13 protein-coding genes are annotated in these 13,150 nt (G+C 68.1%); 9 read left to right on the top strand and 4 right to left on the bottom strand.

Translation table 11 applies throughout. The features are described from left to right. Positions 1–43 precede the first annotated feature (43 nt). From AC07Q9_RS30265 to AC07Q9_RS30255, 3 genes are read left to right on the top strand one after another with little or no spacing between them, the layout of a single operon-like run. Complete coding sequence (locus tag AC07Q9_RS30265) at positions 44–1,045, top strand: CobD/CbiB family protein (RefSeq protein WP_489058029.1); 1,002 nt, start codon at positions 44–46, stop codon at positions 1,043–1,045. A gap of 4 nt (positions 1,046–1,049) precedes the next feature. Continuing rightward, positions 1,050–2,135 carry a histidinol-phosphate transaminase gene (gene hisC, locus AC07Q9_RS30260; protein ID WP_495312817.1) on the top strand — a complete coding sequence of 362 codons (1,086 nt, stop codon included), beginning with the start codon at positions 1,050–1,052 and terminating at the stop codon, positions 2,133–2,135. A gap of 22 nt (positions 2,136–2,157) precedes the next feature. Continuing rightward, positions 2,158–3,183 carry a hypothetical protein gene (locus AC07Q9_RS30255; protein ID WP_495312816.1) on the top strand — a complete coding sequence of 342 codons (1,026 nt, stop codon included), beginning with the start codon at positions 2,158–2,160 and terminating at the stop codon, positions 3,181–3,183. A gap of 25 nt (positions 3,184–3,208) precedes the next feature. Here AC07Q9_RS30255 and rsgA read toward each other — a convergent pair whose 3' ends face one another. The 3 genes from rsgA to AC07Q9_RS30240 are packed head-to-tail and all read right to left on the bottom strand — an operon-like array spanning position 3,209 to position 5,828. Beyond that, positions 3,209–4,168 (bottom strand): ribosome small subunit-dependent GTPase A, encoded by a 960-nt coding sequence (gene rsgA / locus AC07Q9_RS30250; protein WP_495312815.1) that lies wholly within the window; start codon positions 4,166–4,168, stop codon positions 3,209–3,211. A 12-nt stretch (positions 4,169–4,180) separates the two neighbouring features. Then, complete coding sequence (locus AC07Q9_RS30245; RefSeq protein ID WP_495312814.1) at positions 4,181–4,531, bottom strand: 4a-hydroxytetrahydrobiopterin dehydratase; 351 nt, start codon at positions 4,529–4,531, stop codon at positions 4,181–4,183. 31 nt (positions 4,532–4,562) lie between these two features. Continuing rightward, a complete protein-coding gene (locus tag AC07Q9_RS30240; RefSeq protein ID WP_495312844.1) occupies positions 4,563–5,828 on the bottom strand; it encodes a M48 family metallopeptidase in 1,266 nt (421 codons plus the stop codon). A 62-nt stretch (positions 5,829–5,890) separates the two neighbouring features. Here AC07Q9_RS30240 and orn point away from each other — a divergent pair, with 62 nt between their 5' ends. From orn to AC07Q9_RS30210, 6 genes are all read left to right on the top strand, one after another. Beyond that, on the top strand, positions 5,891–6,487 hold the full coding sequence (gene orn / locus AC07Q9_RS30235; RefSeq protein WP_489058033.1) for an oligoribonuclease: 597 nt from the start codon (positions 5,891–5,893) through the stop codon (positions 6,485–6,487). A gap of 248 nt (positions 6,488–6,735) precedes the next feature. Further along, a complete protein-coding gene (locus AC07Q9_RS30230) occupies positions 6,736–8,643 on the top strand; it encodes a DEAD/DEAH box helicase (RefSeq protein WP_495312813.1) in 1,908 nt (635 codons plus the stop codon). A 217-nt stretch (positions 8,644–8,860) separates the two neighbouring features. Then, entirely contained in the window at positions 8,861–9,934 is a 1,074-nt protein-coding gene (locus tag AC07Q9_RS30225) for an NAD/NADP-dependent octopine/nopaline dehydrogenase family protein (RefSeq protein WP_056571854.1), read from the top strand. Next, a complete protein-coding gene (locus AC07Q9_RS30220; RefSeq protein WP_495312812.1) occupies positions 9,924–10,928 on the top strand; it encodes a 3-hydroxybutyryl-CoA dehydrogenase in 1,005 nt (334 codons plus the stop codon). The genes AC07Q9_RS30225 and AC07Q9_RS30220 overlap by 11 nt, the downstream gene beginning before the upstream one ends. Continuing rightward, a complete protein-coding gene (locus AC07Q9_RS30215) occupies positions 10,925–11,728 on the top strand; it encodes an alpha/beta fold hydrolase (RefSeq protein ID WP_495312811.1) in 804 nt (267 codons plus the stop codon). Before AC07Q9_RS30220 ends, AC07Q9_RS30215 begins: the two co-directional genes overlap by 4 nt. Continuing rightward, the gene (locus tag AC07Q9_RS30210) at positions 11,725–12,603 is read left to right on the top strand and encodes a quinone oxidoreductase family protein (RefSeq protein WP_495312810.1); all 879 of its coding nucleotides are present in this window, start codon (positions 11,725–11,727) and stop codon (positions 12,601–12,603) included. Before AC07Q9_RS30215 ends, AC07Q9_RS30210 begins: the two co-directional genes overlap by 4 nt. Before the next feature lie 14 nt (positions 12,604–12,617). On the opposite strand, the gene AC07Q9_RS30205 is transcribed toward AC07Q9_RS30210, so the two are convergent. Continuing rightward, a complete protein-coding gene (locus AC07Q9_RS30205) occupies positions 12,618–13,094 on the bottom strand; it encodes a MarR family winged helix-turn-helix transcriptional regulator (protein ID WP_062475035.1) in 477 nt (158 codons plus the stop codon). Positions 13,095–13,150 lie beyond the last annotated feature (56 nt).

Here is a 13,150-nt window from a genome sequence, read left to right as displayed (position 1 = left end):
ACCTGAGGCCAAAACCTTCAGGTGCTCTCGCTATCATCGAAGGATGAGCTTCTTTGCCATCCTGTGCGCGTTGCTGATCGAGCAGGTGCGGCCCTTGGGCCCGCACAACCCCGTGTACGGCGGCGTTCTGGCGTGGACGCGCTGGACCAGCCGCAACTTCGATGCGGGCAAGCCGCACCATGGATGGATCGCCTGGGGGCTCGCGGTGTTCGTGCCCACGCTGCTGTCGCTGGGCGTGCACTGGCTGCTGGTGCTCACGCTGGGCCTGCCGTTCGCCGTGCTGTGGAGCGTCGCGGTGCTCTACATGACGCTCGGCTTTCGCCAGTTCAGTCACCACTTCACCGACATCCGCGACGCGCTCGACGAAGGCGACGAGCCGCTCGCGCGCTCGCTGCTGGCGCACTGGCAGGGCGTCGATGCCGCCGAGCTGCCGCGCAGCGAAATCGTGCGCCACGTGATCGAGCATTCGGTCATTGCGGCGCACCGCCATGTCTTCGGCGTGCTGGCCTGGTTCTCGGTGCTCGCCGCCCTCGGCCTGGGGCCAGCGGGCGCGGTGTTCTATCGCATGAGCGAGTTCGTGGCGCGCTACTGGGCCCACAAGAACGGCGCGCCCGTGCAGCCTTCGAGCGTGGCGGTGCAGGATGCGGCCGAGCGCGCCTGGCATGCCGTCGACTGGCTGCCCGCACGCATCACCGCGCTCGGCTTTGCCGTGGTCGGTAGCTTCGAGGAAGCGATCGACTGCTGGCGCAACGACGCACGGCGCTTCCCCAACGAGAACGACGGCGTGATCCTCGCGGCCACGTCCGGCGCCGTGAACGTGCGCCTGGGTGGCGGCTCGCTGAGCCCGATTCCGGTGGCCGATCCGCTGTCGCGCGCGCAGGCCGGCGAGTCGCCAAGCGCCGGGCGCCGCCTGGACAGCGGCAGCACGCCGGGTCGCGAGCCCGAGCCCGGTCACCTGCGCAGCGTGGTCGGCCTGGTCTGGCGCTCGGTCGTGATGTGGATGGTGCTGCTGGCCTTGCTCACGCTCGCGCGTTTGCTCGGCTGACCCCATGAGCACCTCGCCCGCACCGGCCTTCTGGAGCCCGCGCATCGGCGCGCTCGAGCCCTATGTGCCCGGCGAGCAGCCGCGCATCGCCAACCTCGTCAAGCTCAACACCAACGAGAACCCGTACCCGCCATCGCCGGACGCCATCGCGGCGATCCAGTGCGCGGCCGCCGACGGGCTGGAGCGCTACCCCGACCCCACGTCGCTCGCGCTGCGCGAAGCCGTGGCGCGCCGCCAAGGGCTGCAGATCGGTGAGGTGTTCGCGGGCAACGGCTCGGACGAGGTGCTCGCGCACGCGTTCTTCGCGTTCTTCCAGCAGGCGCAGCCGCTGTTGATGCCCGACGTGAGCTACAGCTTCTACAAGGTCTATGCCCAGCTCTACGGCATCGCCTGCGAGCAGCTGCCGGTCGACGAGGGCCTGCGCATCGACATCGATGCGTTCGCGGCGCGCGCCCGCCAGGGCTGCGGCGGCATCGTCATCGCCAACCCGAACGCGCCGACAGGCATCGGTCAACCGCTGGCGCGCATCGAGCAGCTTCTTGCGGCCTGTCCCGATCGCGTCGTGCTGGTCGACGAGGCGTATGTCGATTTCGGCGGCGAGAGCGCGCTGTCGCTCATCAGCCGCTATCCGAACCTGCTCGTGGTGCAGACCCTCTCCAAATCGCGTTCGTTGGCCGGCCTGCGGGTCGGTTTCGCTTGCGGGCAGGCGCACCTGATCGACGCGCTGGTGCGGGTCAAGGACAGCTTCAATTCCTACCCGATCGATCGCCTGGCCTCCGCCGGCGCCGTGGCCTCGCTCGACGACGAGGCGTGGTTCCGCAAGACACGCGACCAGGTCGTCGACACGCGCGAGGGCCTGACTCTGCAGCTCGAAGACCTGGGCTTCGAGGTGCTGCCGTCGCAGGCCAATTTCGTGTTCGCGCGCCACCCGCAGCGCGATGCGGCCGAGTTGGCCGCGTTGCTGCGCGAGCGCGCGGTGCTGGTGCGGCATTTCAGGCAGCCGCGCATCGCGCAGTACCTGCGCATCAGCATCGGCACGCGGGATCAGTGCAGTGCGCTCGTGCAGTGCCTGCAGGACATCCTGGCCTGAAACCCTGAGAGAAATCCTGTCGATGTCGACCCTTCACGCCGACCCGCGCGCCGTTGCCTGCGCATCGTTCTGGCAAGCCTTGAGCGACAAGCTCGAGAGCCTGCAGTCCTTGTCCGGCCACGCGTTGGTGGGTGAATTGAATGCGCTGCTGCAGCCCTTCTTTCCGAACCTGGCGGCCGAAGTGCTGGGCGACCCGCCGGCCTTCACGCTCGTGCTGACGGCGCACGGCGCCGAGGACGATTTCGAGGACCTCATGGCGCTGGTGCACAGCGCGCCCGCATTGCCGCAGGTCGAGGTGGAGGCCTTCCGGCAGCGCATGCGCGAAGGTTTCAGCATGCGCATGAACGACTTCGAACTGGCCTGCTCGGACGTTCTCGTGAAGCACGCGCCCTACAGGGGGCAGGTGGCGCTGGAGATCGGCTTTGCCAAGCCCATTCCGATGGACATGCAGGACCACGCGCGCCACATGAGCCTGATCATGCTCGATCACATCCTGGGCGAGTACGACTTCGCCGTGAAGGTCGGGCCGGTCGATCATGTCGAGGCCGATGCGCAAGCGGATTTCGAGGGCGTGCCGCTCGACGGCTTCGTGCCTCTGTTCGACGCATGCTGGCGCGAGGACCTGGGCCACACCGGCGTGTTTCCCTCAGGCGAGCATGGCTGGTCCGGCCTGACCGCCACGCGCACCGCCGAGGACGGCAGCGAAGTCGAGGCGGTCGTCATGCGAAACGACGCCGCGAATGCGCTGCTCGGGCGCGCCGACCTGGGGCATCGGCTTTCGGCTGCCGTCCCCGTCGAATCGGGCGAAGAACTGGACGAGGCCCGTGTCTACGAAGACCGGCTGACCGCGCTGCTGCAGACGCACGGCGAAGGCTGCTGCACGCACATCGTGCTGGAGGAGGGCGTTCGCACCGTGCACTTCCATGTGGCCGATCCGCAGGCGGCCATTGCGCATGCGCAATCGGTTCAGGAAGCGTTGGAGTTGCCGGTGACGCTGGCCCTGGCCTTCGACCCGACCTGGAAGTCGTACCGCACCTGGCTGGCCTGAGTGCGGCCGGGCCCCCGGTGCGGCGTCAGTAGCGCGTCTGGCTCAACTCGGCGAACAGCTCGCCGTAGATCTTGTAGCGCGAGGCGCTGATCGGGCCAGCTTGCCTCGGCGTTTCGACGTTCGAGATCACACCGCAGCCGGGCTCGTGCAGGTGGGTGCAGTTGTAGAACTTGCAGTCGCCCGTGTGCTCGGCGATGTCGGGCATGAGGCCCGCGAGCTGCATCGGCTCGATGTGGTTCAGGCCGAATTCCTGGAAGCCCGGCGAGTCAATGAGGCCGGTGGTGCGGGCCTCGTCGATCCAGTACCAGGTGGTGCTGGTGGTCGTGTGCTTGCCCGAGTTGAGCGCCTGCGAAATCTCTTGCGTCAGCACGCTCGCACCGGGCACCAGCAGGTTGGTGAGCGTGCTCTTGCCCGAGCCCGACGGGCCGAGCACCAGCGTCGACTTGCCCGCCAGCAGCTTCATCAACGAGGCGTAGTCCGCTTCGCCCGAGGCCTTGAGCGACAGCGGCAGCACGCCGTGGTGCATGCGGCGATAGGGCGCCAGCTTGGCCCAGGCGCGCGCAAAGGGCTCGACGAGGTCGCTCTTGTTGAGCGCGATGATGGGCGTGATGCGTTGGGCCTCGGCCGCGATCAGTGCGCGTGCCAGCTGGTGTTCGGAAAACTCCGGCTCGGCCGCGATCAGGATCAGCACATGGTCGAGGTTGGCCGCGAACGACTTGGTGCGGATCTCGTCCTGCCGGTAGAAGAGGTTGCGGCGCGGCAGCACCTCTTCGATGGTGCCTTCGTCTTCGGTGGCCTGCCAGCGCACGCGGTCGCCGACCACGGCCTGGCTCTTCTTGCCGCGCGGATGGCAGATCAGCCGCTCGCCGGTGGGCGTTTCGACGAGGCAGTGACGCCCGTGGCTGGCGACGACGAGGCCGTCGTGGTGCGCCTTCCCCGTGTTGTGCGCAGCGGGGGTGAAGGCGGCGCGGCCCGGCTTAGCCACAGGCGTGTGTCCTCATGCGGCGGGGCTCGCAACCAGCGCGTCGGCCTGACGCGCGCAATCGAAGTCGGTGCTCGACAGGCCGTTCACGTCGTGCGTGTTGAAGCGCACCACGCAGCAGTTGTAGTGCACCGACAGGTCGGGGTGGTGGTCCTGCGTGTGGGCCACCATGGCCAGCGCATTCACGAAGGCGATGGTCTCGAAGTAGTTCGCGAAGGTGAAGGTCTTCTCGATCGCGACATCGGCGCCGTCGCCGGTGAGCTTCCAGCCGTCGAGCTGGGCCAGGCCCGAGACGATCTCGGTGGCGCTCAGGGCCTTGCGGGGCGGAAGGTTCTTCCAGTCCTTGGGTTTGAACATGCTGCTCATGAGGGGCTTCGCTGAAATAGGGGGTCGAGGGTCACGCCGTGGCCATGCGCGCAAGGCGCTCGGAGGCGGGCGGGTGGGAGTAGTAGAACTTGACGAACACCGGGTCGGGCGTGAGCGTGGAGGCGTTGTCCTGGTAGAGCTTGAGCAGGGCGGCTGACAGGTCGGCGCCGCTGGTCTGCGCCACGGCGTAGGCGTCGGCCTCGAACTCGTGCTTGCGCGACAGGCGCGCCGGCAGCGGGGCGACGAAGAAGCTGAACACCGGCACGGCCAGCATGAACAGCAGCAGCGCCAGCGCGTTGTTGGGCGCGGCCGGCGACAGGTTGGGCTGCACGCCCAGGCCGGCGTAGAACCAGACCTGGGTCGAAACCCAGCCCAGGAGCGCGAAGCCGGCCAGGCTCAGCGCGAATATCACGACGAGCCGCTTCACGATGTGGCGGTGCTTGAAGTGGCCGAGTTCGTGCGCGAGCACCGCTTCCATTTCACCGGCATTGAGCTGGCGCAGCAGCGTGTCGTAGAAGACCACACGCTTACTCGCGCCGAAGCCCGTGAAATAGGCATTGGCGTGCGCACTGCGCGTGCTGCCGTCCATCACGAAAAGGCCCTTGGCCTTGAAGCCGCAGCGCTTCAGCAGGGCCGTCACGCGCTCCTTGAGCGTTGGGTCGTCGAGCGGCTCGAACTTGTTGTACAGCGGCGCAATGAAGATCGGATAGATCACCATGACCAGCAGGCTATAGCCCATCCATGAAGCCCAGGCCCAGAGCCACCACAGCTCGCCGGCTGCGCCCATGAGCCAGAGAATCAGCGCGGCAATCGGCAATCCCATCGCGGTGCCGATGCCTATCGACTTCAGGGTGTCCTTGAACCAAAGCCCCCAGGTCATCTTGTTGAAACCGAAGCGTTCCTCGAGTCTGAAGGTCTGCCAGAGTGCGAACGGCAGTTCGAGAAGGCTGCTGATCGCCGTGAATGCTCCCAGCAGCAGCAACTGCTGCACCATGCCGCCGCCCAGCCACACCAGCAACAGCTTGTTCAGCGTGTCGAGCCCGCCAAGCAGCGTCCAGCCCAACAGCAGGGCGGCGCCCCAGGCCATTTCGACCAGGCTGAAGCGGACCTTGGCGATGGTGTAGTCGGCCGCCTTCTGGTGGGCGGCCAGCGTGATCGTGCTGGCGAAGGCGGCCGGCACGGCGCCGCGGTGGCGCGCCACGTGGCGCACCTGGCGGGTGGCCAGCCAGAACTTCACGAGCAGGCCCGCCACGAGCGCCGCCGCGAAGGCAAGGGTGAAGATGAGCGAATAAGACATCATGAAGCGGCGAGTTTAGTCCCCGGTATATCGGGGCGCAGGCCTTCGACGACAATCCTGCGATGCCCGAATCCCTTGACCCGACGCCCCCCGCAACCGTCCCCACCCTGAAGAAAAGCGACCAGAACCTGGTCTGGCTCGACTGCGAAATGAGCGGCCTCGACCCCGAGAAAGAGCGCCTGCTCGAGATCGCCGTGGTCGTCACCGGCCCCGACCTCACGCCCCGCATCGACGGCCCCGTGCTCGTCATCCACCAGAGCGACGCCGTGCTCGACGGCATGGACGCCTGGAACAAGGGCACCCATGGACGCAGCGGCCTGATCGACAAGGTGAAGGCCTCCACGCTGGACGAAGCCGCGGCCGAGCAGCAGCTGCTCGAATTCATCGCCAAGTACATCCCCAGGAGCGGCTCGCCGATGTGCGGCAACACCATCGGGCAGGACCGGCGTTTCCTGGTCAAGTTCATGCCCAAGCTCGAGGCGTACTTCCACTACCGCAACCTCGACGTCAGCACCCTCAAGGAGCTGGCCAAGCGCTGGAAGCCCGCGGCCTACACCGCCTTCAAGAAGCAGCAGGCGCACACCGCGCTGGCCGACGTGCACGAGTCCATCGAGGAGTTGGCGCACTACCGGGAAACCTTCCTGCGTTTGGTGGATTGACAACAATTAGGTAAAAACCCGAAGCCGTGCCATAATCGCAGGCTTCGCTGATTTGAACGCGTCTTTGGACACAGATCAGCGTCTCTCGCATCTCCCTATCTTGCACACCGCGCCCGATCGCATTCGCTGATCAAAAAGGGCCGCAGCCTCCGACGAAAGCCGGAAGTTGAATGTCGTTGGATGGTTGATGTTTTTAACCACCAACGGGGCGCCGCCCACGGCAGCGCTCGCGTTTGAGATTGATATTCATGACCGACGCTTTTGAAGCGCAGGGCGAACTCGCGCCTGTGCAATCCGCTACCCATAACGAATTCACCGCTGTCGCGGAAACCGTGTCCGAGGCTCCGATCCTCGACGCGCTGGACGCCGCAGCCGCCGAAGCCGAAGCGCCCGCCGCGCCCAACGGTTTCATCAAGCTGGGCCTCGCCCCCGAACTGATCGCCGCCGTGGCCGACATGGGTTTCACCCAGCCGACCACCGTGCAGGAAAAGGTCGTGCCGATCGCCATGGGCGAAGCCGGTTCGGCCCGCTTCGTCGACCTGATGGTCTCGAGCCAGACCGGCTCGGGCAAGACCGCCGCCTTCCTGCTGCCCGTGCTGCACACGCTGATCAAGCGCCAGGCCGAAGCCGAAGCCGAAGCCAAGGCCGAGTTCCAGCGCCTGGCCGCTGAAGCCGCTGCCCGTGGCGAAGCGCCGCTCAAGAAGCCCAAGCGCAAGGACCCGACCAACGCCCGTCATTTCAAGGCCGCCACCCCCGGCGCCCTGATCCTGTGCCCGACGCGCGAACTCGCGCAGCAAGTTGCGCACGACGCCATCGAACTGGTTCGCCATTGCCGCGGCCTGCGCGTTGCCAACGTGGTGGGCGGCATGCCCTACCAGCTGCAAATCGCCAAGCTGCAGAACGCCGACCTCGTGGTCGCCACGCCGGGCCGCCTGCTCGACCTGCAGCGCTCGCAGCAGCTCAAGCTTGACCAGGTCAAGTTCCTGGTCGTCGACGAAGCCGACCGCATGCTCGACCTCGGCTTTGCCGACGACCTGGCTGAAGTCAACCAGCTCACCATCGAGCGCCAGCAGACCATGATGTTCAGCGCCACCTTCGCGCCGCGCATCCAGCAGCTGGCCCAGCGCGTCATGCGCGAGCCGCAGCGCATCACCATCGACAGCCCGCAAGAGAAGCACGCGAACATCAAGCAGTCGCTGTACTGGGCCGACAACAGCCAGCACAAGCGCAAGCTGCTCGACCACTGGCTGCGCGACACCAGCATCAACCAGGCGATCGTGTTCGCCAGCACGCAAGTCGAGTGCGACGGCCTCGCCAACGACCTGCAGCAAGAAGGCTTCAGCGCCGTCGCGCTGCACGGCGCCCTGAGCCAGGGCCTGCGCAACCGCCGCCTGATGGCACTGCGCCAGGGCCAGGTGCAGATCCTGGTGGCCACCGACGTTGCCGCCCGCGGCATCGACGTGCCGACCATCACCCACGTCTTCAACTTCGGCCTGCCGATGAAGGCCGAGGACTACACCCACCGCATCGGCCGCACCGGCCGTGCCGGCCGCGATGGCCTGGCCATCACCTTTGCCGAGTTCCGCGATCGCCGCAAGATCATGGACATCGAGCAGTACAGCCGCCAGCAGTTCAAGGCGGAAGTGGTTGCCGGCCTCGAGCCGCAACAGCGCATGCCGCAATCGCGTCCCCCGATGGGCGAGTACCGCGGTGGCCGCGGCGACAACTTCTCGCGCGATCGCAAGTTCGGCAATGGCGGTGCGGGCGGCGGCGGTGGCTACCGCGGCAACAACAACAACGGCGGCGGCTATGCCGGCGCCAGCGGCTTCAACGACCGCAACGCACGCGGCCCGGCCCAAGGCCAAGGCCCGCGCGGCTTCCAGGGCGGCCAGAACGCCGGCTTCGGCGGCGGCCGTGACGAAGGCGGCAATGGCGGTGGCGGCGGCTACGGTCGCAAGCCGGGCTGGGGCGACAGCGCCCCGCGCGGCGGCCACGGTCATGGCGGCGGTCGCGGCGACGGCGGTTTCGCACCCCGTGAAGGCTTTGCACCCCGCGAAGGTTTCGCACCCCGCGGCAACGGCGCCGGCCACGGTGGCCCGGGCAAGGTGTTCGTGCCCCGCGACGCGCAAAAGCGCGCGTTCAAGCCCAGCCGCTGATCGCCCCCGCAAGCGGCCCTGAAAAGGGTTGCTTCCCCCCCAAAAAGCCCGCGCTTCTCACGAACGCGGGCTTTTTCGTTGTCGGGTTTCCGAGCACTCCGGCGCCCATGAAGTTGGTTGACATCTGAATCGATGAAAAGTAATGTAATAGCGCATTGCTTCTCCCCGGTCCGTTCGCGGCTGCCGGTTCATCGACACCTGTTCTCGACTTTCGACCATGAAAATTGCGATTCTTGGGGGTGGCCACGGCGCCTATGCGGCCGCTGCGGACCTGTCTGAAACCGGCCATGAAGTGCGCCTGTGGCGCCGCGACGCCGCTGCGCTCGAGCCCGTCGTGCAGGCCGGCGCGATCACGCTGAAAGACGCCGCCGGTGCGCGCGAGGTGCCCATCGCGCTGGCCACCGCCGACATCGGCGCCGCGCTGAAGGGCGCCGAGCTCATCGTCATTCCCACGCCCGCCATCGCCCAGCACGACATCGCGCTGGCCATGGCGCCGCACCTGGTCGACGGCCAGGTGGTGTTCCTGCCGCCGGGCACCTTCGGCAGCTACGTGATGGCGCAAGCGGTGAAGGCCGCCGGCAACCGCGCCGACGTGGCCTGGGCCGAGACCGGCACCTTGCCATACCTTGCGCGCAAGCACGGCGAGCGCGAAGTCAACGTCACCATCCGCGCGATCCGCCTGCCCACCGGCGTCTACCCGGCGCGCAAGGAGGCGCAGGCCATCGAGGTGATCCGCCGCGCCTACCCGGCCGTGCACGGCTGCGGCGACGCGCTCTCGGGCGCGCTGATGAACGCCGGCCCCGTCATCCACCCGCCGCTGATGGTGATGAACGCCGCGCCGCTGCAGCACTTCGAGCGCTGGGACATCCACAACGAAGGCACGCAGCGCGCCGTGCGCGACGTGACCGACCGGCTCGACCGCGAGCGCATGGCCGTGCGCGAGGCCTTCGGGCAGGGCGCGCCGCACTATCCGCTGGCCGACCACTACAACAACGACCAGTGGATGTACGGCGATGCGCACAAGCAGCTGGTCAAGTCGGGCGACTGGCGCGAGAACATCGACCTGCACACGCACCGCTACATCACCGAAGACACCGAGCTCGGCCTGGCCTTCCTGGCCTCGGCCGCGCGCCATGCGGGCGTCGATGCGCCCATTGCGCACGGCCTGCTGGCCATCGTCGGCGGCTTCCTCGGGCGCGACCTGCGCCAGGGCCCGCGCACCTTCGAGAGCCTGGGCCTCGCCAGCCTGAGCGCGGCCCAGCTCAAGCAGAGGTTGCACGATGGCGAATGAGCCCGCGCCGCCGCGCTTTGCCGCCGTGGGCGCCGGCCGCATGGGGCGCGGCATCGCCATCGCGTTCGCCTATGCGGGCCACCGCATTTCGCTGATCGACCTGCGCCCGCGCACGCCCGAGGCCTGGCAGCGGCTGCGCGACGAGGCACAGGCGGAAATCGCCGCGAGCCTTTCGGGCTTGGCGCAGCTCGGTGTGATCGATGCGTCGCAGGTCGAGCGCATCGCCGCGCGCGTGGACTTCGTGAACGCAGCAGAAGCACCGCGCGCACTGGCCGCTGCCGAGCTGGTGTTCGAAGGCGTGCCCGAAACCATGGAGGCCAAGCGCGAGGCCTTCGAGCACCTGAACCGCCATTGCCGCGACGACGCGATCCTCACCTCGACCACCAGCAGCATCCTCGTGACGCAGCTGGCCGCGCTGGTGCGCCGGCCCGAGCGCTTCCTGAACATGCACTGGCTCAACCCGGCCTACGTGATCCCCGTGGTCGAACTGAGTTGCCACCCCGGCACCGACGCCGGCGTGCTCGCACGCACCAAGGCACTGATGGAGGCCATCGGCAAGCTGCCCGTGGTCTGCGGCGCGTCGCCCGGCTACATCGTGCCGCGCCTGCAGGCGCTCGTGATGAACGAGGCGGCCCGCATGATCGAAGAAGGCGCTGCCACAGCGGAAGAAATCGACAAGGCCACGCGTTACGGCCTGGGCCTGCGCTTCGCGGCGCTCGGCGTGGTCGAGTTCATCGACTTCGGCGGTTGCGACATCCTGCACCACGCGAGCCGCGAGATGTCGGCCTCGCTCGACGCGGGGCGCTACACCGCGCCGGCCATCGTCGGGCGCATGGTCGAGGAGGGGCGGCTGGGCCTGAAGAGCGGCAGCGGCTTCTACGACTACGCGGGCCGTGACACCGCCGCGTATCGGCGCGACGTGCTCTCGCGCACGCTCGGCGAGCTGAAGCACGCGGGCCTGTGGCGCGCACCGGCCGACGAGACGCTGTCATGACGATCCGCCGCGCCTTCGCCGACCTGTCGGTGGGGCAGGTGCATCACGCCGCGTGCGGCGACGCGCAGGCGCCGGCCGTGCTGCTGCTGCACCAGTCGCCGCGCAGCTGGGCCGAGTACCGCGAGGTGCTGCCGCTGATCGCCGGCGCGGGCTACCGCGTCATCGCCATGGACACGGCGGGCTTCGGCGATTCGGCCGACGGCGGCGTGCCGGCGAGCATTGCGCAGTGGGCGCGCGTGGCGTGCGAGCTGCTCGATGCGCTCGGCATCGCGCGGGCCGACGTGGTGGGGCACCACACCGGTGGCGTGATCGCGATCGAACTGGCCGCGGCGTTTCCAGAGCGCGTGCGTAGCCTCGTGCTCTCGTCCACGCCGTACACCGACGAGGTGTTTCGCCGCGCCCGCGCGCAGCGTCCGCCCATCGACGAGGTGGCGCCGAGCGACGACGGCAGCCACCTCGCCGCGCTGTGGCAGAAGCGGCAGGCCTTCTACCCGCCGGGACGCCCCGACCTGCTCGAGGCCTTCGTGCGCGATGCGATGAAGGTCGGCCACCGTGTCGAAGAAGGGCACCGCGCCGTGGCCTCCTACTGCATGGAAGCGCGCATCGGCCGCGTGACGCAGCCGACGCTCATCGTGCGCGCCACGCTCGACCCTTTCGCCGCGCCGCATGCGGCGGAGCTGCAGCATCAGCTGCCGCAGGCGCGCATCGTCGACATCGACGGCGGCATGGTGCCCTTGCCCGATCAGATGCCCGAGGCCTTCGCGCGCACGGTGCTCGACTTTCTGGCGACACGGCCATGAAGGCCGTTCGCATCCATGGCTTCGATGCGGTGCCGGTGCTCGAAGACGTGGCCGAGCCCGTGGCGCGACCCGGCCGCACCCTCGTGCGCATGCAGGCCGCCACCGTGGGCCACATCGATCGCACCGTGTGGCAAGGCCGCTTCCTGCGGCATCCGCCGTTGCCGTACACGCCGGGCGTGGAAGCGGCGGGCGTGGTCGTCACGAGCGACCGGTATGCCGTCGGGCAACGCGTCTGGTTGCGTGGCAGCGGCTTGGGCACGCTGTTCGACGGCACCTGGTGCGAGCTCATCGATGCGCCTGACGACGCACTCGGCGTGTTGCCCGATGCGGTGCCGATGCCACTCGGCGCGGCGTTCTTCTCGCCCACCACATCGGCCTGGGTCGCCTTGCATGAGGTCGCCCGATTGAAGTCTGGAGAGCAAGTTCTGGTGACGGGTGCGAGTGGCGCGGTGGGTTCGTTGGTGATGCAGTTGGCGCGCGATGCCGGCTGCACCGCAACGCCTGTCGATCCGAAAGCCGCACCGCCTGAACTCGCCAGCGCCGACCTGCTCATCGACACCGTCGGCGGCGATGTGCTCGCCGCCGCCTTGCCTGCCGTGCGCCCCGGTGGCCGCGCTGTGCTGATCGGCTACACCGCCGGCCCGACGCTGCAGCTGGACATCGCGCACTTCCTGCAGCGCGACGTGGCGCTGCTGCCGCTCAACATGTTCCGGCGCGAAGCCGCAGGCCGCGCAGCCGCTCCAGAGTTGCTTGCGAGGCTGGCCGATGGCCGCCTGCACCTCGACGTGCAGTCCTTCGCGCTCGCCGATGCAGCCCTCGCACTCGACTGGATCGCCCAACGCGGCCATCGCGGCCGCGCGGTGCTCGTGCCTTAGTCAGGCCACGCGCTTCAGTCTTCGTCCGGCACCTCGACCGGCACGTGCACATGCAGGTCGATCATCTGCCGCAGCGTCTGCTTGAGCTCTTCGGCGCGTCGCAGGCCGAAGGGTTCGAGCACGCGGCGCTCGTGCTCGCGCGCCAGCTCCATCAGGTGCTCGACCGCCTTCAGCCCCGCGGGCGTGATGCGCACCAGCGTGATGCGGCGATCACTTTCATGGGGCAGGCGTTCGACCTGGCCGCGCGCTTCCATGCGGTCGAGTAGCCGCGTCACCGTCGGCTGCTTGGTCACCGTCACCTGCGCGAGCTGGCCGATGCTGACCGCGTCGCTGCCCGCCAGCGACGCCATCACGCGCCACTCCGACACCGAGAAACCCTGCTGCCGCGCCACCTCGTGGAACTCCGAAGAGATCAGCTGGCTGGCCTGCGCCAGCAGCGCGGGCAGGTAGTCATCGACGAAGCGATGCGTTTCCTTGGATGGTTCAGACATGAAGGCGCCTCCTGTTTGCCGCAGGCATGCGGATTGCATGGCTAGGGTAATTCATG

This window comes from Variovorax sp. GW821-FHT09A10 (genome assembly GCF_059418385.1).
The sequence above is the reverse complement of the archived record's forward strand: the minus strand, read 5'-3'. Positions and strand labels throughout refer to the sequence as shown.

Bases quoted from the DNA above. Each gene is read 5' to 3' on its own strand.
- AC07Q9_RS30265 (WP_489058029.1), top strand. From the start codon at position 44: ATGAGCTTCTTTGCCATCCTGTGCGCGTTGCTGATCGAGCAGGTGCGG.
- hisC (WP_495312817.1), top strand. From the start codon at position 1,050: ATGAGCACCTCGCCCGCACCGGCCTTCTGGAGCCCGCGCATCGGCGCG.
- AC07Q9_RS30255 (WP_495312816.1), top strand. From the start codon at position 2,158: ATGTCGACCCTTCACGCCGACCCGCGCGCCGTTGCCTGCGCATCGTTC.
- AC07Q9_RS30245 (WP_495312814.1), bottom strand. From the start codon at position 4,531: ATGAGCAGCATGTTCAAACCCAAGGACTGGAAGAACCTTCCGCCCCGC.
- AC07Q9_RS30240 (WP_495312844.1), bottom strand. From the start codon at position 5,828: ATGTCTTATTCGCTCATCTTCACCCTTGCCTTCGCGGCGGCGCTCGTG.
- orn (WP_489058033.1), top strand. From the start codon at position 5,891: ATGCCCGAATCCCTTGACCCGACGCCCCCCGCAACCGTCCCCACCCTG.
- AC07Q9_RS30230 (WP_495312813.1), top strand. From the start codon at position 6,736: ATGACCGACGCTTTTGAAGCGCAGGGCGAACTCGCGCCTGTGCAATCC.
- AC07Q9_RS30225 (WP_056571854.1), top strand. From the start codon at position 8,861: ATGAAAATTGCGATTCTTGGGGGTGGCCACGGCGCCTATGCGGCCGCT.
- AC07Q9_RS30220 (WP_495312812.1), top strand. From the start codon at position 9,924: ATGGCGAATGAGCCCGCGCCGCCGCGCTTTGCCGCCGTGGGCGCCGGC.
- AC07Q9_RS30215 (WP_495312811.1), top strand. From the start codon at position 10,925: ATGACGATCCGCCGCGCCTTCGCCGACCTGTCGGTGGGGCAGGTGCAT.
- AC07Q9_RS30210 (WP_495312810.1), top strand. From the start codon at position 11,725: ATGAAGGCCGTTCGCATCCATGGCTTCGATGCGGTGCCGGTGCTCGAA.
- AC07Q9_RS30205 (WP_062475035.1), bottom strand. From the start codon at position 13,094: ATGTCTGAACCATCCAAGGAAACGCATCGCTTCGTCGATGACTACCTG.